Raw genomic sequence first — 21,205 nt, forward strand, 5'->3', positions numbered from 1 at the left:
TGGACATGAAGAAGACGAGCGCGAAGGAACTGCCGCTGCCCGGGTTCTACAATTCGAACCACGCGGCGGAGTACGGCTACGGCGCGAACGCCGGGAAGCTCCAGCGTGACGCCGGAGCGTGGAAGGTGGCGCAGGGCGTGACGGCGGCGGCCACGGACCGCTTCAACCTGCACCTGTTGCTCATCGACGTGCAGAAGGACTTCTGCTTCCCGGATGGCTCGCTGTACGTGGCGGGGCGCAGCGGGCGGGGCGCCATCGACGACAACCGCCGCATCGCGGAGTTCATCTACCGGAACCTGGGGACGCTGACGAACGTCACCGCGACGCTGGATACGCACTTCGCCTTCCAGATCTTCTTCCCGTCGTTCTGGGTGGACCAGGACGACCAGCCGCTCCAGCCGTACCGCGAGGTGACTCGCGAGCAGATTGAACGCGGCCAGGCGAGGCCGAACCCCGCGGTGGCGAAGTGGCTGTGCGGCGGCAACTACCCGTGGCTGCTCAAGCAGGTGAAGTTCTACTGCGAGGAGCTGGAGCGCGCGGGGAAGTACACGCTCTACCTGTGGCCACCGCACTGCCTGCTGGGCAGCGACGGGCACGCGCTGTCGGGCGTGGTGCAGGAGGCGCGGCTGTTCCACTCGTACGCGCGCGGCGTGCAGTCGTGGGCGGAGGTGAAGGGGGGCAATCCGCTGACGGAGAACTACTCGGTGCTGCGGCCGGAGGTGCTGATGCGGCATGACGGCCAGCCGCTCGCTCAGCGCAACACGCAGTTCCTGAAGACGCTGCTCACGTCGGACGCGGTGGTGATTGGCGGACAGGCGGCCAGCCACTGCGTGAAGAGCAGCATCGATGACCTGTTGGGGGAGATTGTCGCGCAGGACGCGGCGCTGGCTCGCAAGGTGTATCTGCTGACGGACTGCATGTCGTCGGTGACGGTGCCGGACGGCAAGGGCGGCTTCGCGGCGGACTTCACGCCGCAGGCGGAAGCGGCGCTCAAGCGCTTCGCGGACGCGGGCATGCACCTGGTGAAGTCGACGGACCCGCTGGCGAGCTGGCCGGACCTGCACCTGGCGTGACGTCTGGAATTGGCACTCACACGAAGGGAGACACGGACATGAGCAAGGCGAACGGGACGGGTGTCACGAAGCTCTTCGAGGACGCGCACGCGGAGGGCATCCTCAGCCCCGCGGGGTTGCAGACGCTCACGGTGGTGGACCTGGGGGCGCAGATCCAAGCGGGCCTGGGCATCCACGTGGACGACGTGCAGGCGAGCGAGGTGGTGCTGGTGACGGTGATGCCGGATGACTCCGGGAGCATCGCGCACTCGGGGCACGAGAAGACGGTGTGTGATGGGCACAACCTGGTGCTGGATGCGCTGCTGGCGAGTCAGCAGAAGGACGGCGTGCTGTTCCACACGCGCTACCTGAACGGACACGTGCTCAATCCGTTCCGGCCGCTGGAGGACGTGGTGCGGATGCACTCGAAGAACTACTCGGCGGACCAGGGGACGCCGCTGTACGACCAGGCGGTGGTGCTGCTGGGCACGGTGCTGGCGAAGGCGCAGGAGTTCAGCGGCAACGGAGTGCCGGTGCGCACGGTGACGCTGCTCATTACGGACGGCGCGGACCAGGGTTCCCAGAAGGCGCGGGCGAAGGACGTGGCTGCGCTGGTGAAGGACCTGCACCGGGTGGAGAACCACATCGTCGCGGCGATGGGCATCGACGATGGGGTGACGGACTTCCGGCGCGTGTTCCAGGAGATGGGCATCTCGGACCGGTGGATTCTCACGCCGGGGCAGAGCGCCCAGGAGATCCGCGCCGCGTTCCAGGTGTTCAGCCAGTCCGCCGTGCGCGTCAGCCAGGGCGCGGCCAGCTTCAGCCGCACGGCGCTGGGCGGCTTCGGAGCCTAGCGGGCGCGGAAGGCCAGGCGTCACGCCCGGAGGAAGTCTCCGAGCAACTCGCGGACCTCCGCTGGCCGCTCCTCAGTCACCCAGTGGCCGGTGTCCCGGAGGATGTGGGGCTCGACCTGGGTTGCCACTGCACGCGCCTGCGCGACGAGCGGCTCGCCCATGGACTTGTCACCGCCAATGACCATCACGGGCATGGGGAGCTTGTTCCGGGCCAGCTCCCGGAAGGCCTTCTTGTCCTGGTCCAACGCCTGGAAGTAGCTCCACGTCGAGTGGAGCCGGCCCGGGGCAGCGTAGGCCTCCGTGTACGCCTGCCGTTCCGCTTCGCCGACGGCCTGGGGATTGGCGGCGAAGTCGGTCCAGAAATGGTCGAAGTAGATGCGCTCACGCCCCTGCACCAGCTTCTCCGCGGTGGGGCCGTTGAAGGTGAAGTGCCACACGTCCAGGCTCTTCATGACCTGGTCGGACCAGGGCTCGATGCCCGGCAGGAACGCGTCCAGGAGGGCCAGGCGTTCGACCTCGCCGGGGAACCGGGCGGCGTAGGCGTAAGCGACCATCAGTCCGATGTCGTGGCCCACGACGGAGACCTTGTCGAAGCCGAGCTTCTTCACCAGCGCGCGCATGTCGCGGGCCATCGTCTCCTTGTCATAGCCCTCCGCGGGTGCGGCGGAAGCACCCGCGCCTCGCAGGTCCGGGATGAGCACGGTGTGCTCCTTCGCGAGCTCCGGCGCCAGGCGCCACCACATGAGGTGCGTCTGCGTGTAGCCGTGCAGCAGCACGACGGGGCTGCCCTTGCCGCCGATGACGAAGTGGATCCGCGTGCCGTTGACGTCCTCGTCGCCTTCGCGGAAGCCTTCCGGGAAGAAGGGACGGACGGTGCTCGGCTGCTGGCGTGTCATGGGCGCCTCCTCGCGGGAGCGGGTTCACGCCTCAGGGTGTGCATGCCCCGCGTGCGTGAGGCGCCAGGTCGAGCAGGGAGCCCGGCGCTCGGGTCCCCGGAGCCCTCAGGCGTCCTGGGGCGGTTGCAGGCGGGACTGGATGAACTCCAGGTACTTCGCGTCGTCGCCTTCGAAGAGCTCCTCGCCTCCGCCCATGAAGGCGCGAGCCAGCTCGTCGGCCGCGCGGGTTTCGTCTCCCAGCTCCAGGGCGCACTGGCCGAGCCGCAGGTGGATGAAGGGATTGCCGAGCCCTCCCGGCGAGTGGACGGCTTCGCGGAAGTGCTCGCGGCAGTCCTCGAAGCGTTCGAGCTGGAAGTACATGTCGCCGATGGCGGCGCGCACCCAGGTGTTCTGCTGATGGTCGCGGGTGGGTTCCGGAATCAGGGCGAGGGCGGCCTTGAAGTGTTTCAGGGCCTGCTCGAAGTCGTCCTCTCCCGCCGCGGTGTCTCCCTGGGCGCAGAGGTCGGTGATGCATTGGTGGGTTTCATCCGAGATGGACGTCATGATTCGTGCTCCGGGGACCTGGGAGACATTCGCGGTCCTCGGAACAGTCTAGACGACACGTCGTGGGTTGGAGACGCCACTTGGGCACGAAACCGTGGGGACGGGCTGGCTGCTGGCTGATGCTGCTGGTGTTCTGGGCGGGCTGCGCCAGTGGACCCACGGTGCGGCTGCGCACGGAACGGGAGACCCGGACATACGCCCCGGGCACGTGGGACCGCCGTGTGCCGGTCAGCGCTCGGGAGTTCGAGGAGGCGCTGACACGGCTGGTGCTGGAGGTGCCACTGACGGTGCGGACACCGAGGGTGGTGCGCGCGGTCGCGAAGAAGGGGGCGCAGCTGGACCTGGGATTCGGGTTCATGCTGCGGGACGGGTATGGGCGGTGGTGCCGGGCGCATGAGGCTCCAGGGGATTGTCTGTCCTTGCTGGAGGACGGTGCGGGCTTCGGTGAGTTGGACCGGCTGACGCTCGCGGTGGGCATGTCGCTGGACCCGTTGCGCGCGAGCATTGGCACGGCGCTGCAGGACACGCTGAACCCAGAGTTCTTCGTGTCCGTGGTGTCGGGCGCGATTGCGTCCTGGGTGGTGTTGGCGGCGGCGCCGGAGCCTGTGTTCACCAAGGCCGCGGCGGTGATTGCCGCCGTGTTCCTGGCGTACGTGGGCGTGCAGTCGTTCCTCACGGTGGTGCGGGCGTGCGGTGCGCTGAAGGCGGCGACGGACCGGGCGCAGACGTTCCAGGAGTTGGAGGAGGCGGCGGAAGTCTTCGCGCAGGCACTGGGGCCGGAGGTGGCGCGCGTCTTCGTGCTCGCGGTGACGATGCTGGTGAGTCACGGCGTGACGGTGGGGCTGTCATCGGCGCTCTCGTTGATGCCGCGCTTTCCGGACGCAGTGCGGTTGGGCTCGACACAGGCGGGCTTCAACCCGGCACGCGTGCTGGACGTGAGCGCGGTGGCGGTGGTGGACGGCGTAGTGGAGGTGACGCTCGCGTCCACGGCGGTGGCCATGGCCTCGATGGGCCCGCCTCCTACGAGCAGCACCGGAGGGATGCCGCCAGCAGGTGGGCCGGGCAAGTGGGTGCAGGTGAATGAGTCGATGTCCAATCGCGCCCGCGACTATCAGGCCCAGGTGACCGGAGCACCGAAGGGCTCCGCGTATCGGGTCAAGAAGGGGGACGAAGAGGTCGACTTTGACGGCTTCGATCTGGAGGAGCCTGTTCTGCTGGAAGCCAAGGGACCTGGCTACGAGCAGTTCTTTGGTTCCGATCTGAGGGCAAAAGAGTTCTTCAAAAATGCGGACGCCCTGGCTGATCAAGCTCAGCGGCAGCTGAGGGTCGCTGGAGGACTGCGCGTTCGATGGGTGGTCGCGGAGGAGAAATTCGCGGATGCACTGCGTCTCCTATTCAAAGACCGCCGCGTCGGAGTGGAAGTACGCTTCCTCTCCCCAGAGAAAAGAGCTGTACCGATCGAATGACCGATGACTACTACGTAGGCGCTTACTGGCTGGGCCGATCCGAGGATGCGGAGTCCTGTGCCACTCGAGCATCAAACCTGTTCGATGCACTGGGCCGCCTTGAGCCCGAGTGGCAGAGATGGCACGAGGCCGGACGCACGTTCAAGGATGCGAGTGCACGGACGTTCTCGACGGACCGTGCAAACTTCCTGAGTCTGTTCGCTCGGAAGAAGAACCGGCTGGGTGACGCCTTTCGCTACTGGCTGTGGGCGGGAACCCATCCGGATGAGACAACTCTGGTCGATGGTTACTGCGGTTCCGCGGATGATGTGCCGACGTCGATATGCTTGGTCAGTCCTTCTCGCCGTGGTGAGGTGGCAGGGCGCGTCCTGACCGCACCGCTCCTGCGCGAAGTGCTCCGTTCCGTGGTGCGCTGTTGGGAGCCGACGTGGGGCGTCGTTGCATCCCAGGAGTATCGGGACAAGGTGTCTCCTTCCTCGGGAGACGTAGGCACCTTCGTGGGCTGGATGACCTACTTCTCCCGGCAGTGGGGAGAGGTTCCTCCGCTCCCCGCCACGGTGCACGTCGAGCCCGTGGAGGACCTGGGGACCCTGGTGATCCTCACGGAGGAGCGGTTCACGGTGACGAACCCGGAACACGTCCGGCTGGCCACGGAGGTGCACCAGGTTCTCGATGCAGCCGGTCTACTGCGCGCCTTGTGATGACTCCGTCAGGAACACCTCCGCCGCCCCGGACTGACCGCGTGTCTGCGCTTCCATCCGGTGGAACGTCGTGAGCGTCCGCGCCAGGCCGTCCACTCCGCCGAACTGGAAGCCCAGCTGCGTGCCGTAGCGGACGCAGCCCTCCACCTTCTTCGGCAGGTGCTCCGTGATGTCCACTGCGAGGGGATGCAACCCGTGGGGCACGGCGGCGTCGGGGTGGGCCTTCGGTTGGCGCACGGCGTACGGGGTGTCCCGGTAGTAGAGGATCCGGTTCGTTGGGATGCCCAGTCCCTTCACGGCTCGCACCACGTGCACGTGGTCCACGTGGCTTCCCAGGGCCTGGGGCACGAAGACGCGGTCCGGCTTCAGGTCCCACAACACCGGCTTCAGACACTTCGCCACCTTCGCTTCGATGACGTCGTCCGCTCGAGGTGGCTGGAACAGCGCTTCCGGGCTTGCGTAGCCCCGGTGCGGCGCTTCCTCCAGGTCCCCCCAGCGCACCTGGTCCACGCCCATGCAGACCGCGAAGGCGCGGTCCTCTTTCCTCCGCAGGGCCATGTAGTCCACATCCGGCCCCAGTCCCTTTGATGTCTGACATTGCAGGGCGAAGCCCTTCGGCCCCGGCACCGACTTCGTGAAGACGGTGACGAGCGCCACCGTCCACCCCTTCGCCTTCAGCGCCGCCAACGTGCCTCCACAGGAGAAGGCCACGTCGTCCAGGTGCGGCGACACGAACAGGGCCGTGCTCATAGGAGGTGCGGCTCCGCCCGGAAGCGGCACGTGTGGTCCGCGCGCTCCTCCGTCATCGCCGGGTCGTAGAGGTGCGTCCACCGCGTGTCCGGCCGCGTGCCTGTCAGGTTCCTGTAGACGCCTTGAATCCTCCGCCCCACCGCACGCCACGAGTACAACTCCCGCACCTCGCGCAGCGCCGTCGCCGCCAGCCGCTTGCGCAACGGCGCGTCGTCCATCATCCGGCCCATCGCCTCCGCCAGCGCGGCGCTGTCCTTTGGCGGCACCAGCAGTGCGTCCCGCCCGTCCTCCAGGCAGTCCACCACCCCCACCGCTCGCGTCGACACGATGGGCAGCCCGGACGCCATCGCCTCCAACAGCGTGTTGGAGAACCCCTCTGAATAGGTGGGCGACACGAACAGGTCCGCGCTCCGGTACAGGTCAGGCGCCTTCGCGTAGAGGGATGCCCCCGTGAGCTCCACCACGCCGTGGAGCCCCTCTGTCTCCACCTTCGCTCGCACCGCCTCCAGGTCCGGTCCAATCCCAGACACCCGCAGCTTGAACCTCCGCCCGTCCGCCACCAGCCGCCGCACGGCATCCAGCAGCTCCATCACCCCTTTCCGAGCGTCCACCCGGCCGTGGTACAGCCACACCGGCACGTCCCGCGTTTCGCCCACCGCCGACTCACTCCTCGGATGGAAGCGCAGCGTGTCCGTGGCGCCGGGGACGATGGTGAACCGCTCCAGCGGCGTCCCGTGGTTCTCGCTCACCTCTTGCGCGAAGGACCTGCTCCCAATCAGCAGCGCCCCCGCGTGGCCCAGCACCGCGAGCATCGCCTGCTTGTGCGTCCCGCAGCAGGTCCCCACCCAGTGCCCATCTCCACCCTGGATGGAGACGACGTTGGGCAATCCCAGGAGCCTCGCCGCTTGCAGCGCAGCCAGGCCGCATGGATAGCCGTACTGCGCATGGATGAGGTCGAACGGACGGCGACGGTGCTCGCGCACCACCGTGTTCACCATCACCTCCAGGTCATGCTCGAAGCTCGCCGGCTGGCCCTGGTTGATGCGCTGCTCGCCCACCGACTCGCAGCCCAGCACGTGCGCGCCTGGGATTCCCGGTGGCGGCCCGCCCCCGTACACCGCCATGCCTGCCGCGTCGCTGCGGTACTGGCTCACCATCGTCACGTCGTGCCCGCACGCCACCAGCTCCCGCACCAGGTTCAGCGCATAGACGCTCATCCCTGAGATGGCCGGGAAGAAGCGCCGGGAGATGAAACAGATTCGCAGCCCGTTCACGGTGTTCATGCCGCCACCTCCGCGCCCGTCGGCAGGCGCTTCCTCAACCATTCCAGCGCCCAGGGCACCAGCTCGTGCGCCCGGTGCGCGTCCCGCGACAGCTCCACGCACACCAGCCGGTCGCAGCCCGCGCGTGTCAGCTCGCGCAGCACCGACGGCACGTCCACGTCCCCTTCGCCAAAGGGCAGGTGCTCATGCACGCCGCGCTTCATGTCCTCCAGCGCCACCGTGCCCAGCACCTGCGCGAACTCGCGCACCGCTTCCGTGGGCGTCCGCTCCTGCGTCACCAGCAGGTGCCCCACGTCCAATGCCAGACGCACGCCGGGCACCCGCGTCTCCAACTGGCGCCAATCGTCCACCGTCTCCACCAGCATCCCTGGCTCCGGCTCCACCGCCAGCACCACGCCGCGTGCCGCCGCGTACTCCGCCAGCCGTGCCACGCCGTCCACCAGCCACGGCCACGCGGCCTTCTCCGTCACTCCGGGACGTGGCACTCCCGCCCAGAAGGACACCGCTTCCCCCCGGCACGTCCCGCACACGTCCACCGCGCGCTTCAGGAACTCCAGCCGCCGCGCACGGCCTTGCGCGTCCGGTGTGATGAGCGTGGGCTCGTGCTTCCTCCGAGGGTCCAGCAGGAAGCGCGCCCCCGTCTCCACCACCAGCCCCAGGCCCAGCCGCTCCAGCCGAGTGGCGAGCTGTTCCGTGCGCCGCTCGAAGTCCGGCGCGAACGGGTCGAAGTGGTGGTGGTCCAGCGTCAGTGCCACGCCGTCGTAGCCACTGTCCGCGATGAGGCCCAGTGCGTCCTCGAAGCGGTGGTTCGATACGCCGTTGGTGTTGTACGCGAAGCGCAGGGCCATGGCTCACTGCCCCCCGAAGCGGCGGCTCGCGAGCACCGCCGGCACCGCGTGGCGGTCCGGTTCCCGGTAGAGCGCGTACATCCGCCCCACTCGCGCCTCCGCCAGCCGCACGTTGAACCAGACGGGGCCTCCCAGCCGCGACTCGGCCTCCGGTGTCAGCCGCACCGGCTGCGCGCCCGACGGCGGTGCTCCCAGGCCCACCAGCGGGTCCCTGCGCTCCAGGAGCCGCGCCACGTTGCGCTCGCCCAGGCGGTTGTACGTCATCGTCTCCACCTCCAGGCCCGGCACCAGCGCCTTCACCACGTGCACCTGGCGGCCCGGCGGCGACAGGTCCGCGACCAGGATGTCGAAGCCCTCCGCGTGCAGCTGCCTCACCACGTGGTCGCATCGCAGCGAGGGGTCCTCCACGGTGGGCGAACGGGGCAGGTCCTCGAAGCGCACCTTCTGGCGGACCATCAGCGTGCACGCCGTCAGCTCTCGCAGCGCCGAGGCTGGCAGCCTCGCCCACTCCACCATCGCGTTCAGCGCGCGCGGCTCCTCCGCGTCCAGGTCCACCTTCGGCACGAAGCGGTCCATGTATTCCGGCGGTGCCACCCGGGCCACGTGGCTCAGCGGCCCGTGCATGAACGCCTTGCGCGCGCGCGAACAGGCGTACTCCAGCAGCGCCTTGCGCAGCGCCCGGTCCCGGTCCGGGTCGGCCGCTTCTCCGCACGCCGTCACCATCAGCGGCTGGTCCCCCACGGACAGGTCGCGGCCCACCACGTACAGGTTCACCAGGCCGAAGTCCGTGCTGGCCAGCTTCGCCATCACCTCCACGCCCGCGCGGCGGTAGAGCTCCAACAGCTCGCGCACGTCCGGCGCCAGGTCCGTGCCCTCCAGGTCCAGCTCCACGCCCTGGTCCATGGCGCGGTACATCAGCCCGTTGCCGTCGCGCTGGATGAGCTCCAGCAGGCCGTGCGCCAGCGCCTGGGGCCGCGTCAGCCCCGCGCCCTGGCCGTTGGTGATGGGCGTAATGAGAGGTGTTCTCCCCTGCAATTGCCCAGGGTGGATGGCGACGTACTCCTCCGGCACCAGCACCCGCTCCCCCGTGGACAGCCGCTGCATCTCCACCCAGACGAGCGGCAGGTCCGGTTGATACGGACTGCCCGCGGGCAGCCCCAGGGTGAGCGGATCCGCCACCGCGGTGGGGCCTCGCGCGCGCACCAGCGCCTCGTAGCTGCCGTGCACGCGCGGCATTCGGTGCATCGCGAGCTCACAGAAGGTCTCCTCCACCAGCTCGCCCAGCGCGCCCACCCGCGCCTCTTCGTCCGTGCGGCCATAGCCGTTGCCGTGCAGCACCGCGCTCGAACCGCCTCCCAGCGCCAGACTGGCGGAGGCCACAGGAATTCCCAGCCGGTCGATGGGGTCGATGCGGAACATCTGCAGGGCGCCGGTGGACATGGCGTGGTGATACGCATCCAGGGCTCGGGCAATGCTCATGACAGTTCCTCCAAGGGCAGGGGACGGGTGTGCGGCATGCCCGAGAGCAGCCGGTCGAACAGCGCCAGCGCGTGCTCGCGGGTGACATCTCGCGCGAACTCGAACGGGGTGAAGATGTTCTCGAACGGGAGCTGCTTGAGCACCGCGCGGTAGCGGCGCAGCTCGCCGTGGCTCAGCGGAATCGCGTAGTGGAAGCCCTTGTGACACGACAGGCCCGTGGGTCTGCCTCGCGCGTCCAGGTCCACCTTCAGCGCGTCGCCGCAGAACAGCGAACGGGTGCGCGCGTCGTACAGCACCGTCTGGCCCTCGTAGTGGCCGCCCACGCAATGCAACGTCAGGCCCGGCGCCAGCTCGTGCTCGTCATCCACCGGCCAGCGCACCTGGAAGGCCTTGCTGTATCGCACCGCGTCCCGGTGCAGCACGAGCAGCGGGTCGAAGTGCTCCTGCAACTGCCACAGCGCTCCGAAGCCGTGCGGGTGCGACGCGGACAGCACCTGGAGGCCGCCCATCACCTCGATGAACTCCAGCGCGGGCCGCGAGTACCAGGGCGCGCCCTCGAAGCCGACGTTGCCCTCGGGCCTGCGCAACAGCCACCCCGTGGAGCCCAGGCCGAAGGGCGGCGTGCAGGTGAAGCCCCAGATGCCGGGCAGCGCCTCCTCCCAGCGCGTGCTGAGCCGCTCCGACACCTGGCCCGCCGTCTGGAAGTCCCAGCCGTCGCGCGGCAGCGCGTTGCGCACGTCCACGCAGGTGGGACAGCCCGTGGGCCGCTCGCTCGGGAAGCCCGGCTGCCATGTGCCGCAGTGGGTGCAGGCGTAGCGGGTCAGTGGCATGGCGGAAACGCCTTTCCGGACTGCGTCGCCTGCGTCAGCAGCCCCACCAACCGCACATCGCGCTCTGGCGCGAACGGCTGTGGACGGCCCTCCAGCACGCACGTGGAGAAGACCTCCACCTGGTGGAGGAAGGGACTCCGGTCCTCTTCCGGCGACAGGGGGACCCACGTCTCCTCTCCCGTCTTCGCGTCGATGAGCGACAGGGAGCCGCCGGGTGTCTGGCCCATCGTCTTGTAGGCCAGCGCTCGCGCGCGGGTGCCGATGAGTTCCAGCGTGCGCCGGGGGTACGCGTCCGGGCAGTTGTAGGCCACCTGCAACAGGCCCAGCGCGCCGCTCTTGAACTGGCCCATCAGCACCGCGCCGTCGTCCACGGCGTAGCAGTGCACGCGCCGCTGCGTCATGGCGGTGAGCGATTCCCACTCATCGCCCAGCACCACCTCCAGCAGGTCCAGGCCGTGTGGCGCCAGGTCGATCATCGCGCCGCCGCCGGCCTGCTCCGGGTCGATGCGCCAGTTGTCCGGCGTCCAGTCCTCGGGCAGCCAGCAGGCGTAGTGGATGCGCGCCTGGGTGATGGTGCCCAGCACGCCCTCCTTCACCAGCATGCGCAGCTTGCGGTGCGCCGCGTGGTGGCGCTGGTCGAACGCGGTGGCGTAGTGCACGCCCGCGCGCTGGCACGCGGACACCATGCGCAGGCCGTCGCGCGGCGTGACGGCCATGGGCTTCTCGCACAGCACGTGCTTGCCCGCCGCCGCGCATGCCTCCGTCATCGCCGCGTGCAGGTGGTTGGGCGTGGCGATGTAGACGGCCTGCACGTCCTTGTCCGCCAGCACCGACCCCAGGTCGGTGTAGCGATTCACGTCGTCCGCCGGGATGCGCATCAGCGCCTCCGCGTTCGCGTCGCACAGGGCCACCAGCCGCGCGTTGCTCGCGCCCTGGAGCGCCGGGATGACGTAGTCCCGTGCCACCCAGCCACAGCCCACCACCGCCCAGCCCAGCCTCCGGGGCCTCGGCTTCGCCTCGAACATGGTCACCGCCTGTTGGGAAGGTTCAGGAACCGCCGCTGGCTCATGGCCACACCGCCGCGTCGCGCAGGACGCCGTTGCCGAACGTCTGGAGCGGGCCGGGGTGGATCAGCTCCAGGTCCTCCATCGCCTGTCGCAAGGTGAAGCCCGCCGCTCGGGCGTGGGCCTCCAGCTCCAGCACCCGGTCCAGCGCGTCCGCGGCGTTGAAGGCGCGCGCCTCCGCCGAGTCCACGTTGCCGGTGAGCGCCAGCGACTGCCGCACGACACCGGCCAGCCGCTCCGGCAGCGACGACAGGGCCTTCTCCGTGAGGCGCTTCATGACGGGCTCCAGCAGGTCCCCCAGCAGCGCCTCCCCGCAGAAGCCCGCGTCCGGCAGCAGCGCGTTGAAGAGGTGGTGCGAGAGCCCCGCCACGAAGGGCAGGGCAGGGGACGCGCTGAAGCAGGGCGCGACGAGCACCGCGCCCACCGCCACCGCGTAGCAGTGGTCCGCGTGGCCCTCCTGCGGTGACACGAGGATGCGCGGCCGACCGGGGAATGTGGCCCCGGCGCGGGGTTGGCGCACCAGCCGGTCCACGAACAGGGGCGGCGGCATGTGACACGCCTCCTCCGGTGTCTGCGAGAGCGCCACGGACAACCGCTCCCGCAGGCCGGGGGCCAGCGGCCCGGTCACCGCTTCCAGGCCCCGGTGCAGCACCCGCGTCGCGTCCAGCGAGGACAGCCCCGCCCGCTGGAGGACGTCCATGTCCAGGCCGCCCAGCCGCACCGCCGCCAACGCGCGCGCCGTCTCCTGCAGCGCCACGATGCGTGGGTCCATGCCGGAGGCCAGCGCGGCCCAGGCCCGGCGGAAACCGTGCGCCGCCAGACCGTCTGGATGGTCCGGGGTGCGGATGCGCTTGAGGTCCATCAGCTCCGACAGGAGCGGACGGAGCTCCGCCAAACGGCCAGGGGACGCCGTGTCACGCGCGGGTGCGTTCATGGCTCAACCCCTGATGCGTTCCGGAAGGCGCTCCACCTGCTGCGCGCGCCCCTTGCCCAGCCACGCCATCAAGCGGCGCTGCTGCTCCGCCATGGCGTGCTCCACGGGCTCGCCGTCTTGCGACATGGGGGCCTTGAAGAAACAGCCTAGCGCGTCGATGACGCCGCACTCGCCCCGGCGCTTCGCCAGGTCCAGCGTGCGCGCCAGCTCCACGACGAGCGGCGCGGCGAGGATGGAGTCCTTGCAGAGGAAGTTCAGCTTCAACTGCATGGGCTGCCCCAGGAAGCCCGTCACGTCGATGTTGTCCCAGGCCTCCTTGTTGTCCCCTCGCGGGCGGTAGTACTGGATTTGAACGACGTGGTCCTGGACCTTGTAGCCAAGGATGCTGTCCAGCGCGGCGCCCTTGGTGTCGAGCTTGTTCTGCTTCGACGCCGGGTCGTTGAGGGCCTCTCCGTCGCGGTTGCCCAGGATGTTGGTGGAGTACCAGCCGTCCACGTGCAGCGCGCGGTCGCGCAGCGCGGGCGCGAGCACCGTCTTGAGCAGCGTCTGCCCCGTCTTGCCGTCCTTGCCCGCGACGGGCGCGCCGGTGCGCTTCGCCAGCAGGAGCAGCGCGGGCACGTCCGCGGCGACGCTGGGCGTGAAGTTGGCGAACGGGATGCCGTCCACGATGGCCGCGTACGCGTAGAGCATCGCGGGGCCGATCTCCGGATCGTTCGCGTCCAGGGCCTTCTCGAAGGCCTCCGGCGTGGCGAACTCCGGACGGGTGAGGTCCACGGCCTTCTCCGTGGAGGCCAGGTTCACCACCACCACGCGCTCCAACTGCTCACGTTGCTTGAAGCGGGCCAGGTCGTCGCGGATGGCCCTCACCTGTTCGCGCAGGGTTCGCGCCTTCTTCTCCGCGGTGCCGACGACGTTCTTGCAGAACTTCGCGTTGGAGGCCGCGGGCCACGGCCGCATGCGGCCCAGCGTGGGCGCCACCGCCTCCAGCTGCGCCTCCGTCAGCACCGCGTGGTTGCGCGCCGCGTGCGCCAGGTCGTCCTCGAACAGGTCCCAGCCGCCGAAGGTCAGCTCGCCGTACTCCACCAGCCCCAGGCCCGTCGCATTCGCCAATGGCAGGCCTCGCGTGTCCACCCTTCCCCGGCGCAGGAGCTCCATGCCCGCTACCGCCGTGGTCGCCACCGCGCCGCCCAGTCCCACCACCGCCACGCCCAACCGCTCGTTGCCCGCCATGTGTGAAGCCCCTCCCCGCCGTTGTGCCCCGTGCTCTCGCGGCGACACTTCGGAAGCGCCTCGGGGTGACTGGCGCCCCCGAGGTTGGAGGCACCGGAGGTGCCCATTCGCCGTGAGAGTTTCGGGAAGGTCTCCACATGCCTGGAGGCTTTCAACTCAGCCCCTGGGCCGTGGCCACTGTCGGCTGATGGAGGACGGTCTCAGACGTGCCGCAGCTTCCACCCACCGCGCCGGAAGAGTGCGGCGCTGGCCAGTCCGAGCGCTCCGTAGGTGACGGCGATGGCGATGAAAGCGCCCGAAGGTCCCAGGCCCAGCGGATGGGAGAGGACCCACGCGAGCGGCAGCTGGAGGCCCCAGGAGAAGAGGGCATTCACCACGGTGGGGGTGGTGGTGTCGCCCGCGCCGTTGAAGGCGTGGGGCAGCACGGTGACGAAGGCGTAGAGGGCCAGGCTGCAGCTGACGATGCGCAGGCAGCGCACGGCGTGCAGGCCCACCTCAGGCTCGGTGGTGAAGCGGTGGATGAGGGGCTCCGCGAAGAGGAGGAAGCCCACCGCCACCACGCCCAGGAACGCGAGCGTGTAGAAGCTGGCGCGCCACGCGGCCCGCTCCGCGCGGTCGGTGTCGCCCGCGCCCAGGCTCTGGCCCACCAGCGTGCCCGCTGCGTGGGACAGGCCCCATGACGGCTGCTGCGCGAAGAGCAGGATGCGCATGGCCAGCGTGTAGCCCGCGAGCGCGGTGCTGCCGAAGGTGGCCACGATGCGCATCAGCACCAGCCAGCTGGACATGCCCAACAGCGACTGGAGCGTGGCGCCTCCCGACAGCTTCAGCAGCGAGCGCAGCGTGGACGCCTCCACGCGCAGGTGGCGGCGGCGCAATTCCAGACGCCCGCTGCCCTTGAGCAGGCGATACACCTGATACAGCACGCCAGTGGAGCGGCCCACGGTGGTGGCCAGCGCGGCGCCGGTGACGCCCAGCGCGGGCACGGGGCCCAGGCCGAAGATGAACAGCGGCGCGAGCACGATGTTCACGGAGTTGGCCAGCCACAGCGCGCGCATGGACGTGGCCGCGTCCCCCGCGCCGCGCAGGATGGCGCTGATGAGGAACAGCAGCATGATGATGGGATAGCTGGCCAGCATCAGCCGCGTGTAGCCCGCGCCGTGCTCGACCACGCCGGGCGCGGCACCCAGGGCCATGAGCAGCGGACGCGCGAAGTAGCTGCCCGCGAACGCCAACGGCACGGCCAGCGCGAGTCCCAGGCCCAGGGCCTGCACCGCGGTGCTCGCGGCGCGCTCCGGATCCTTCTGACCGATGCGGCGCGCGATGAGCGCGGTGGCGCCGATGGACAGACCCAGCGGCAGGGTCTGGAGGAGCGTGAGCATGGATTCGGTGAGGCCCACGGTGGCGATGGCGTCCGCGCCCAGGCGCGACACGAAGAGCACGTCCACCAGGGCGAAGACGGACTCCATCACCATCTCCAGCACCATGGGCACGGACAGCAGCAGGAAGGCGCGATCCACGGGCCCGGTGGCCAGGTCCTCGGTGGTGCCCTTCACCGCCAGCCACAGGGAGGCAAGGAGGCCCCTGGCTCCAGAGGTGGAGGGGGCGGCGTCCGGGGCGAGGGTTTCAGGCGGGGGTTGCGTCATGGATTGCGCGTTGCAACGGGACGCCTTCTGGCTTTCATCCCTCGCGGTTCCCCGCTCGCCGGCGCGTGCGGACGGGTAGATTGAGGGCATGGCTTCCGGTCCCCGCGTCCTCCTCCTCGCCGAGCGCTTTCCCCCTGACATCGGAGGGCTCGCGCGCAGCGGGGCGCGCACCGCGGGCTCGCTCGTGCGGCTGGGCGCACGCGTGGACGTGGTGGCCTGGACCCGCACGGCGCAGCCGGGAGCACTGGAGACGGTGCCGGACGCGGGGGACGTGTCGCCGTTCGCGAAGGGCGTCACGCTGCACCGGCTGGGGTTGTTCGGCAGCGCGGACCTGTCCATGCAGCACACGCTCGATGTGCTCGGCCACCTGCACTCGCGGCGGAAGTATGACCTGGTGTGGGGGCACTACCTGTACCCGCCGGGCTTCCTCGCGGTGGTGTTCGCGCAGAGCGCGGGGCTGCGGTCCATCCTCAGCGCGCGGGGCAATGACGTGGATCAGCTGATGTTCCCGCCGGGGGACTTCGCCCGCCTGCTCTGGACGATTCAGCGGGCGGACGTGCTCACCGCCGCGTCCGCGGACCTGGGCCGGAAGATGGCGATGCTGCTGGGCCGCGACCCGGGCGTGGAGGTCATCCCCAACGCGGTGGACACGGCGCTGTTCTCACCGGGCCCAGCGGACGCGGCCCTGCGCGAGCGATTGGGCATCCAGCCGGGCGAGGCGGTGCTCGGCTTCTCTGGGGAGCTGCGCCACAAGAAGGGGCTGCCGTTCCTCTTGTCCGCGCTCACGGAGGTGCGGCGCGTGCGGCCCGCGTGCCTGCTGGTGATTGGCGAGGTGCGCGCCCGGGACGCGGAGCACCTGGTGGCCTACCGGGCGGAGCATCCGGAGGACGCGGCGCGCATCATCATCTCCGGCGCGCTGGAGTCCCCGGAGCTCATCGCGGAGCACCTGCGGCTGTGTGACGTGTATCTGCAGCCGTCGCTGTGGGAGGGCATGCCCAACGCGCTGCTGGAGGCGATGGCGTGCGCGCGGCCGGTCATCGCCAGCGACGCGGGCGGCATCCCGGAGGCGGTGGAGTCCGGGGTGAATGGCTTCATCGTGGAGAAGGCGCTGCTCAACCACCTGGGGCAGGCGTGCCTGGACGTGCTGGGCATGCCCGAGGCGAAGCGCGCGGCGCTGGGGGCCGCGGCGCGCGCGCGAATCGAGGCGGGCTTTCAGGCGGACGCGGAGGCGGCGGTGTTGTCTCGCGTGCTGACTCGCGCGATGCCCAGGTCGTCCGAGTAGGCGTTCACGAGCGCCTCCTGCGCGCGGCCCCACGGGAAGTCGCGCTCCACGCGGGCTCGGGCGTTGGCGCTCATGGCGGCGACGAGGGCGGGATTGGCGATGAGGTCCTTCACGGCCTCGGCGATGGCCTTGGGCGAGCCGGGGCGGACGCGGTAGGCCTCGGTGGCCTCCGCGAGCGCGCGCACCACGGGCAGGTCGCTGACGACGACGGGCGTGCCGGTGGCCATGGCTTCGATGAGCTTCAGGGGGCAGCAGCCCTGCACGCAGTTGCGGTCGTTCACGGGCAGCGGCACGAGCACGATGTCGCAGGCGTGGTGCAGCCGGGCGAGCTCTTCCTGGGGCAGGGGTTCGAGGATTTCAACGGCGCCCTGGAGCACGAGGTCTCCGCACCGGTCCAGGAGGGCGCGGCGCGCGTGCTTGCGCAGAGGGCCCACGAGGGTGAGGGTCACGGGCAGGTCGCGGCGCAGGATGCGGCAGGCCTCGATGGCGTGGTGCACGCCCTGCCACGCGGTCATGGTGCCGCTGTAGAGCATGCGCACGGGGCGGCCCGCTTCGGGGGGGCGTGGGGGCGCGTAGGGGAACACGTCCAGGTCCACTCCGTTGGGGATGACGCGCAGGCGCTTCGGATCCGCGCCGCGTGAGAGCAGGTGCTCGGCGGTGACGGCGCTGGGCGTGACGAGGAGGTCCGCGGCCTGGAGGCAGGCCTCTTCCTGCGCGAGGAGCTTGCGCATCAGCTCCATGTCATCGGAGACATCGGGGTGGTGGTACTTGAGCTCGATGGAGGGCAGTCCGTTGACCTCGTAGACGAGCGCGTCGGTGAGGTCGGCCTTGCGCCGGGCGATGGGGTAGCCCTCGAAGATGGAGCGGACGTGGACGACCTTCGCGCGCGGCCGACCCCGCCACCACGCACCCAGGTGCGAGCGGAACGTCAGCGCCTGGGCGACCAGGTCTTTCCCGCGGGCACCCAGCGGGTGGTAGGCGATGTGGGGACCCAGGGCAGGCGGGGGAGCGCCCGGCGCATCGCCGATGGCCACGAGGTCCACCGGGCCGAACGCGGCGCCCAGTGCCTCCACGAAGGCGCGGATGTGCACGGCGGCGCCCTTGGGCGCGGGGAAGCGGTCGAAGGACGCGTAGACGATTCCAGAGGAGGCCACGGAAGGGTGCTACCGCGACGGCGGGCCGGCGGCAAACCGGGCGGTCCGGAGTTCGGGCAGGATGGCGCGCATGCTCATGAGCTCCGTGGTGATGGTGGCGCTGTTCACGGCCGCGCCCGCTCCCAAGTCCCAGCCGCTCACGTGGAAGGTCACTGGCTCCGATGTGACGTTCGAGATGTCCTCGAAGGACCTGCGCGCCCTGCGCGGTGGCAAGGAGGTCTTCGGCCTCCTGTCCCGCAAGAAGGGCTTCCTGGAGGACCTGAAACCCGACCCGGAGGAGACCCGGGACATGTCCGACTGGGAGGCCTACCACTCCTTCAAGGTGCTGTCGGTCGTGGGGCCCTGGGCGAGCTACGAGGAGTCCAGCTCCGGCTACACCGGCGGTGCCCACCCATACGCGCACTCCGGCTACGTCACCTGGGACGTGACGAAGGAGCACGGCGCCTTCAACCTGCTGGACGTGTTCCCGGAGAAGGACGTCCTCCAGGCACTCAAGGCCGACAGCTTCGTGAAGGAGCACATCGACGACGCGAAGGCCTTCAACGACGCGAAGACCGTGGCGGGCCTGATGGAGATCCTGAAGCCCGGCGAGGACTGCGTGGGCTTCAACTCCTCCGGCCTGGACAACGTGAAGCGCTCGGTCGCCTTCCACCACGTCGAAGGCGACAAGGTCGCCGTGCGCATCGCGTTCGCCTACGACAACGAGTCCTGCCGCGGAAACATGTTCGTGGTGGGCGTGCTGCTGCCCATCCCCGAAGCGCTGAAGCCCGCCCTGGAGCGCGCCCGCACGCGCCAGGAGGGCTTCCTCATGAAGGACGCCAAGAGCGCCAAGGCGCCCTCCCTGAGCTTCGAGTGGGAGGGCGCCGACGCGAAGAAGCCTTGATCAGGCCGGCCGCTCCACGTTGCCGTCCGCGTGCCGCGCGAAGCGGCCTTCCTCTCGCGCGTGCACCGGGTCGTGGCTGGGCCAGGGCCAGCCGCCGAAGCCCGTGCGCTGGTAGTCCGCGAAGGCCTGCTGAATCTCCTGCCGCGAATTCATCACGAACGGGCCGTACTGCACGACCGGCTCGCCAATGGGCCGCCCCTGGAGCAGCAGCAGCTCCGCCGTCTCCGGGCCGTTCTCCAGCACCACGTCCACGTCCGCGCGCAGCTCGATGGCGTTGCGCGCCGGCACCGCCCGGCCGCCCACGGTCATTCGCGAGCCCAGGAAGAAGTAGAGCATCCGGTTCGTGCCACGCTTCGCCGCCGGCAGCGTCCAGCGCGCGCCCGGCTCCATCTTCAGCGTCCAGATGGCCACGTCCGCGTCCGCGTTCGCGGCCCAGGACTTGGGCGGTGACGGAGGCGCCTGGATGTCACCCAGGTTGCCCGCCACCACGGTGATGTTCGTGGCGCGGCCCGCGTCGTCCTTCGCCACGTGGCGCGGGATGACGTTGTTCCACAACATGGAGAAGTGCGCGGGCACCATCTTGTTGGCGCGCGGCAGGTTGAGCCAGATTTGAAACAGCTCGATGTGGTTGCCCTGGTCCTGCTTGAGCAGCGGGAACATCTCCGAGTGGTTGATGCCGCCGCCCGCGGTGAGCCACTGCACGTCGCCCCCGCCGAAGCGCGCCGCCGCGCCCAGCGAGTCCGAGTGGTCCAGCAGCCCGTTGCGCACGATGGTCACCGTCTCGAAGCCCCGGTGCGGGTGCTGCGGGAAGCCCGGCACCACAGTGCCGTGGTACATGTTCCAGCCGTCCCGCCCCGCGAAGTCCTGGCCGATGTCCCGGCCCGCGAGCGACGCCTGCGGCCCCAGCTTCTCGTTGCCCTGGGGGTAGCGGTCGTCATGGTGCACGCAGAAGAGGAACGGATCCGGCGTCCGCCACGGGGTGGGGGACGGCCCGAGCGGATCCACGCGGACCACGGCTTCCGGTTGCTGCGCTTGCTGACTCATCTTCGACTCCTCTGCCTTTCCCGAGCCGCGTGAACACCCCGCGACGGTGGTGACACCCGCCGCCGCGATGAGCTTCAGCGCTGCCCTCCGGCTCACTTCATCCACGGTCCACCTCGCGCTCCATGCCGTTGGGGCCGCCCATCCTACCTAACGTCCCCGCCTTCCCGGCGCTCGGCTTGCCTGCATGGCCGGCGGTTCACCCCTGGTGGGACGGCCCGGAGGCCCCTACGCTGGCGCTCGGGTCCGCCCGACGGGCATCGCAGGGAGTCCACCGCCTTGGCGGTCAACGTCAGCCGCTTCCACGAACTCTTCCGTTACCAGTCCCGCGCGCCGGTGCCGGACCTGCTCGAGGACATGGAGGTCCTTGCCCATCTGGACGCCCGCGCGGAAGGGCAGCGGCGTGCGCTGGCGTGGTCCGGGGGGTGCACCGTGATTTCGGGCGGGGGGATGGCCGTCCTGACCTACATCTCGTGGGTGGGCACCATGGAGAGGCATGAGCTCACCGAGGCGGGCGCCCAGCTCCTCCAGGTCACGGGCGGGGTGGGCGTGGCGCTGCTCGTCGTGGGGCTCCTCCTCTTCCTGTGGCGTTACGCCCTCAAGCCGCGCGACCTGGACAACCGGCGCTACGGCCTGGCCCAGGTGCTGCTCCAGCGTCTGGAGATGGACCTGGCCCCGGACGCGCCGGTGCGGCTCAAGCTGGACCTGCGTCCGCCGGACGTGCTCGACAAGCGCGTGAATCAGGACATGGTGGGTTGGTGGAACACGGACTTCTTCGTCGACCCGTGGTTCACGCTGGAGACGCGGTTGGCGGACGGCGCCTTCGTGCGGATCCGCATGGTGGAGCGGCTCCAGAAGCGCGAGCGCTCCAAGACGAGCGCCAGCGGCAAGACGAAGACGAAGACCAAGCGCAAGGGCTTCGCGCGGCTGGAGGTGTCCGTGCGCGTGAAGCCGGAGCGCTACCCGGGACTGGAGCGGCTCAAGGTCCGCGCCACCGCCGCAACGCGCCTGCCCCGGAAGGTCGAATTGGAGCGGGTGCGCGTCGCCGCGGGCCGGCTGTCCCTGCGCGCCCGGCTGTCCGACGAATGGGTGGCGCGGCCGGGTGAGCCGGGTGAGCCGGAGGCCCCCGCCTTCTGGAAGCGTGCGCTGGAGAAGGACGACGCGTCCCGCACCGCGACGATGATGCTCCTGAGCATCTACCAGGTGCTGGGCTACACCCGCCGGCGCGCGAAGCTGCAGGCCGCGCGCGGACGCCGCAAGCCGGCTTGACCT

The 21,205-nt window shown here is 69.9% G+C and carries 20 protein-coding genes; 7 read left to right on the forward strand and 13 right to left on the reverse strand.

All coding sequences use genetic code 11. From position 1 onward, the window contains the following. The first annotated feature begins 5 nt into the window (after nt 1-5). Both D7Y04_RS00535 and D7Y04_RS00540 read left to right on the forward strand, forming a co-directional pair. Complete coding sequence (locus D7Y04_RS00535; protein ID WP_121759222.1) at nt 6-1,073, forward strand: nicotinamidase; 1,068 nt, start codon at nt 6-8, stop codon at nt 1,071-1,073. A gap of 38 nt (nt 1,074-1,111) precedes the next feature. Next, nucleotides 1,112-1,906: a hypothetical protein gene (locus D7Y04_RS00540; RefSeq protein ID WP_120597646.1), complete on the forward strand. Its 795-nt coding sequence runs from the start codon at nt 1,112-1,114 to the stop codon at nt 1,904-1,906. Between the two features lie 20 nt (nt 1,907-1,926). On the opposite strand, the gene D7Y04_RS00545 is transcribed toward D7Y04_RS00540, so the two are convergent. Together D7Y04_RS00545 and D7Y04_RS00550 are read right to left on the reverse strand one after the other, a co-directional pair. Continuing rightward, on the reverse strand, nt 1,927-2,802 hold the full coding sequence (locus D7Y04_RS00545) for an alpha/beta fold hydrolase (protein ID WP_121757993.1): 876 nt from the start codon (nt 2,800-2,802) through the stop codon (nt 1,927-1,929). Nucleotides 2,803-2,907: 105 nt separating this feature from the next. Beyond that, on the reverse strand, nt 2,908-3,345 hold the full coding sequence (locus D7Y04_RS00550) for a lipopolysaccharide assembly protein LapB (RefSeq protein WP_121757994.1): 438 nt from the start codon (nt 3,343-3,345) through the stop codon (nt 2,908-2,910). Nucleotides 3,346-3,425: 80 nt separating this feature from the next. On the opposite strand from D7Y04_RS00550, the gene D7Y04_RS00555 reads away from it, so the two are divergent. Both D7Y04_RS00555 and D7Y04_RS00560 read left to right on the forward strand, forming a co-directional pair. Further along, nucleotides 3,426-4,811 carry a restriction endonuclease fold toxin 5 domain-containing protein gene (locus D7Y04_RS00555; protein ID WP_233601202.1) on the forward strand — a complete coding sequence of 462 codons (1,386 nt, stop codon included), beginning with the start codon at nt 3,426-3,428 and terminating at the stop codon, nt 4,809-4,811. Further along, nucleotides 4,808-5,512: an immunity 52 family protein gene (locus D7Y04_RS00560; RefSeq protein ID WP_121757996.1), complete on the forward strand. Its 705-nt coding sequence runs from the start codon at nt 4,808-4,810 to the stop codon at nt 5,510-5,512. The genes D7Y04_RS00555 and D7Y04_RS00560 overlap by 4 nt, the downstream gene beginning before the upstream one ends. Here the strand turns inward: D7Y04_RS00560 and D7Y04_RS00565 are convergent. The 9 genes from D7Y04_RS00565 to D7Y04_RS00605 all read right to left on the reverse strand — a co-directional run bounded on the left by D7Y04_RS00565 (nt 5,495) and on the right by D7Y04_RS00605 (nt 15,573). Continuing rightward, complete coding sequence (locus D7Y04_RS00565; protein WP_121757997.1) at nt 5,495-6,262, reverse strand: PIG-L deacetylase family protein; 768 nt, start codon at nt 6,260-6,262, stop codon at nt 5,495-5,497. The two genes, D7Y04_RS00560 and D7Y04_RS00565, sit on opposite strands and share 18 nt — an antisense overlap. Further along, a complete protein-coding gene (locus D7Y04_RS00570) occupies nt 6,259-7,545 on the reverse strand; it encodes a glycosyltransferase family 4 protein (RefSeq protein WP_121757998.1) in 1,287 nt (428 codons plus the stop codon). Before D7Y04_RS00570 ends, D7Y04_RS00565 begins: the two co-directional genes overlap by 4 nt. Beyond that, nucleotides 7,542-8,393 (reverse strand): sugar phosphate isomerase/epimerase, encoded by an 852-nt coding sequence (locus tag D7Y04_RS00575; protein ID WP_121757999.1) that lies wholly within the window; start codon nt 8,391-8,393, stop codon nt 7,542-7,544. The genes D7Y04_RS00570 and D7Y04_RS00575 overlap by 4 nt, the downstream gene beginning before the upstream one ends. 3 nt (nt 8,394-8,396) lie before the next feature. Then, nucleotides 8,397-9,872, reverse strand: a complete 1,476-nt coding sequence (locus D7Y04_RS00580; RefSeq protein WP_121758000.1) for a YcaO-like family protein — start codon at nt 9,870-9,872, stop codon at nt 8,397-8,399. After that, nucleotides 9,869-10,702, reverse strand: a complete 834-nt coding sequence (locus tag D7Y04_RS00585) for a hypothetical protein (protein WP_121758001.1) — start codon at nt 10,700-10,702, stop codon at nt 9,869-9,871. The genes D7Y04_RS00580 and D7Y04_RS00585 overlap by 4 nt, the downstream gene beginning before the upstream one ends. Then, the gene (locus D7Y04_RS00590) at nt 10,693-11,727 is read right to left on the reverse strand and encodes a Gfo/Idh/MocA family protein (RefSeq protein ID WP_120597657.1); all 1,035 of its coding nucleotides are present in this window, start codon (nt 11,725-11,727) and stop codon (nt 10,693-10,695) included. Before D7Y04_RS00590 ends, D7Y04_RS00585 begins: the two co-directional genes overlap by 10 nt. Nucleotides 11,728-11,767: 40 nt before the next feature. Next, nucleotides 11,768-12,700 (reverse strand): hypothetical protein, encoded by a 933-nt coding sequence (locus tag D7Y04_RS00595; RefSeq protein ID WP_121758002.1) that lies wholly within the window; start codon nt 12,698-12,700, stop codon nt 11,768-11,770. A 3-nt stretch (nt 12,701-12,703) separates the two neighbouring features. After that, nucleotides 12,704-13,930, reverse strand: a complete 1,227-nt coding sequence (locus tag D7Y04_RS00600) for an inositol-3-phosphate synthase (RefSeq protein ID WP_121758003.1) — start codon at nt 13,928-13,930, stop codon at nt 12,704-12,706. Nucleotides 13,931-14,130: 200 nt separating this feature from the next. Further along, nucleotides 14,131-15,573, reverse strand: a complete 1,443-nt coding sequence (locus D7Y04_RS00605) for an MATE family efflux transporter (RefSeq protein WP_121758004.1) — start codon at nt 15,571-15,573, stop codon at nt 14,131-14,133. 88 nt (nt 15,574-15,661) lie between these two features. On the opposite strand from D7Y04_RS00605, the gene D7Y04_RS00610 reads away from it, so the two are divergent. After that, nucleotides 15,662-16,855, forward strand: a complete 1,194-nt coding sequence (locus tag D7Y04_RS00610; protein ID WP_120597661.1) for a glycosyltransferase — start codon at nt 15,662-15,664, stop codon at nt 16,853-16,855. On the opposite strand, the gene D7Y04_RS00615 is transcribed toward D7Y04_RS00610, so the two are convergent. Further along, entirely contained in the window at nt 16,786-18,009 is a 1,224-nt protein-coding gene (locus D7Y04_RS00615; RefSeq protein WP_121758005.1) for a glycosyltransferase family 4 protein, read from the reverse strand. The two genes, D7Y04_RS00610 and D7Y04_RS00615, sit on opposite strands and share 70 nt — an antisense overlap. A 70-nt stretch (nt 18,010-18,079) precedes the next feature. Between D7Y04_RS00615 and D7Y04_RS00620 the strand changes: the two genes are divergently transcribed. After that, a complete protein-coding gene (locus D7Y04_RS00620) occupies nt 18,080-18,892 on the forward strand; it encodes a hypothetical protein (RefSeq protein WP_233601203.1) in 813 nt (270 codons plus the stop codon). On the opposite strand, the gene D7Y04_RS00625 is transcribed toward D7Y04_RS00620, so the two are convergent. Next, complete coding sequence (locus D7Y04_RS00625) at nt 18,893-19,936, reverse strand: pirin family protein (RefSeq protein WP_121758006.1); 1,044 nt, start codon at nt 19,934-19,936, stop codon at nt 18,893-18,895. Nucleotides 19,937-20,212: 276 nt separating this feature from the next. Between D7Y04_RS00625 and D7Y04_RS00630 the strand changes: the two genes are divergently transcribed. Then, entirely contained in the window at nt 20,213-21,202 is a 990-nt protein-coding gene (locus D7Y04_RS00630; protein WP_121758007.1) for a hypothetical protein, read from the forward strand. Nucleotides 21,203-21,205 lie beyond the last annotated feature (3 nt).

Origin of the sequence: Corallococcus sp. AB038B (assembly GCF_003668955.1) — a bacterium.
Classification (GTDB): Bacteria; Myxococcota; Myxococcia; order Myxococcales; family Myxococcaceae; genus Corallococcus; species Corallococcus exiguus.

Excerpts from the sequence above, each read along its gene's own strand:
- D7Y04_RS00610 (WP_120597661.1), top strand. The coding sequence starts at position 15,662 with ATGGCTTCCGGTCCCCGCGTCCTCCTCCTCGCCGAGCGCTTTCCCCCT.
- D7Y04_RS00625 (WP_121758006.1), bottom strand. The coding sequence starts at position 19,936 with ATGAGTCAGCAAGCGCAGCAACCGGAAGCCGTGGTCCGCGTGGATCCG.
- D7Y04_RS00535 (WP_121759222.1), top strand. The coding sequence starts at position 6 with ATGAAGAAGACGAGCGCGAAGGAACTGCCGCTGCCCGGGTTCTACAAT.
- D7Y04_RS00580 (WP_121758000.1), bottom strand. The coding sequence starts at position 9,872 with ATGAGCATTGCCCGAGCCCTGGATGCGTATCACCACGCCATGTCCACC.
- D7Y04_RS00565 (WP_121757997.1), bottom strand. The coding sequence starts at position 6,262 with ATGAGCACGGCCCTGTTCGTGTCGCCGCACCTGGACGACGTGGCCTTC.
- D7Y04_RS00560 (WP_121757996.1), top strand. The coding sequence starts at position 4,808 with ATGACCGATGACTACTACGTAGGCGCTTACTGGCTGGGCCGATCCGAG.
- D7Y04_RS00605 (WP_121758004.1), bottom strand. The coding sequence starts at position 15,573 with ATGACGCAACCCCCGCCTGAAACCCTCGCCCCGGACGCCGCCCCCTCC.
- D7Y04_RS00590 (WP_120597657.1), bottom strand. The coding sequence starts at position 11,727 with ATGTTCGAGGCGAAGCCGAGGCCCCGGAGGCTGGGCTGGGCGGTGGTG.
- D7Y04_RS00585 (WP_121758001.1), bottom strand. The coding sequence starts at position 10,702 with ATGCCACTGACCCGCTACGCCTGCACCCACTGCGGCACATGGCAGCCG.
- D7Y04_RS00545 (WP_121757993.1), bottom strand. The coding sequence starts at position 2,802 with ATGACACGCCAGCAGCCGAGCACCGTCCGTCCCTTCTTCCCGGAAGGC.
- D7Y04_RS00595 (WP_121758002.1), bottom strand. The coding sequence starts at position 12,700 with ATGAACGCACCCGCGCGTGACACGGCGTCCCCTGGCCGTTTGGCGGAG.
- D7Y04_RS00550 (WP_121757994.1), bottom strand. The coding sequence starts at position 3,345 with ATGACGTCCATCTCGGATGAAACCCACCAATGCATCACCGACCTCTGC.
- D7Y04_RS00570 (WP_121757998.1), bottom strand. The coding sequence starts at position 7,545 with ATGAACACCGTGAACGGGCTGCGAATCTGTTTCATCTCCCGGCGCTTC.
- D7Y04_RS00540 (WP_120597646.1), top strand. The coding sequence starts at position 1,112 with ATGAGCAAGGCGAACGGGACGGGTGTCACGAAGCTCTTCGAGGACGCG.
- D7Y04_RS00620 (WP_233601203.1), top strand. The coding sequence starts at position 18,080 with ATGCTCATGAGCTCCGTGGTGATGGTGGCGCTGTTCACGGCCGCGCCC.
- D7Y04_RS00600 (WP_121758003.1), bottom strand. The coding sequence starts at position 13,930 with ATGGCGGGCAACGAGCGGTTGGGCGTGGCGGTGGTGGGACTGGGCGGC.
- D7Y04_RS00575 (WP_121757999.1), bottom strand. The coding sequence starts at position 8,393 with ATGGCCCTGCGCTTCGCGTACAACACCAACGGCGTATCGAACCACCGC.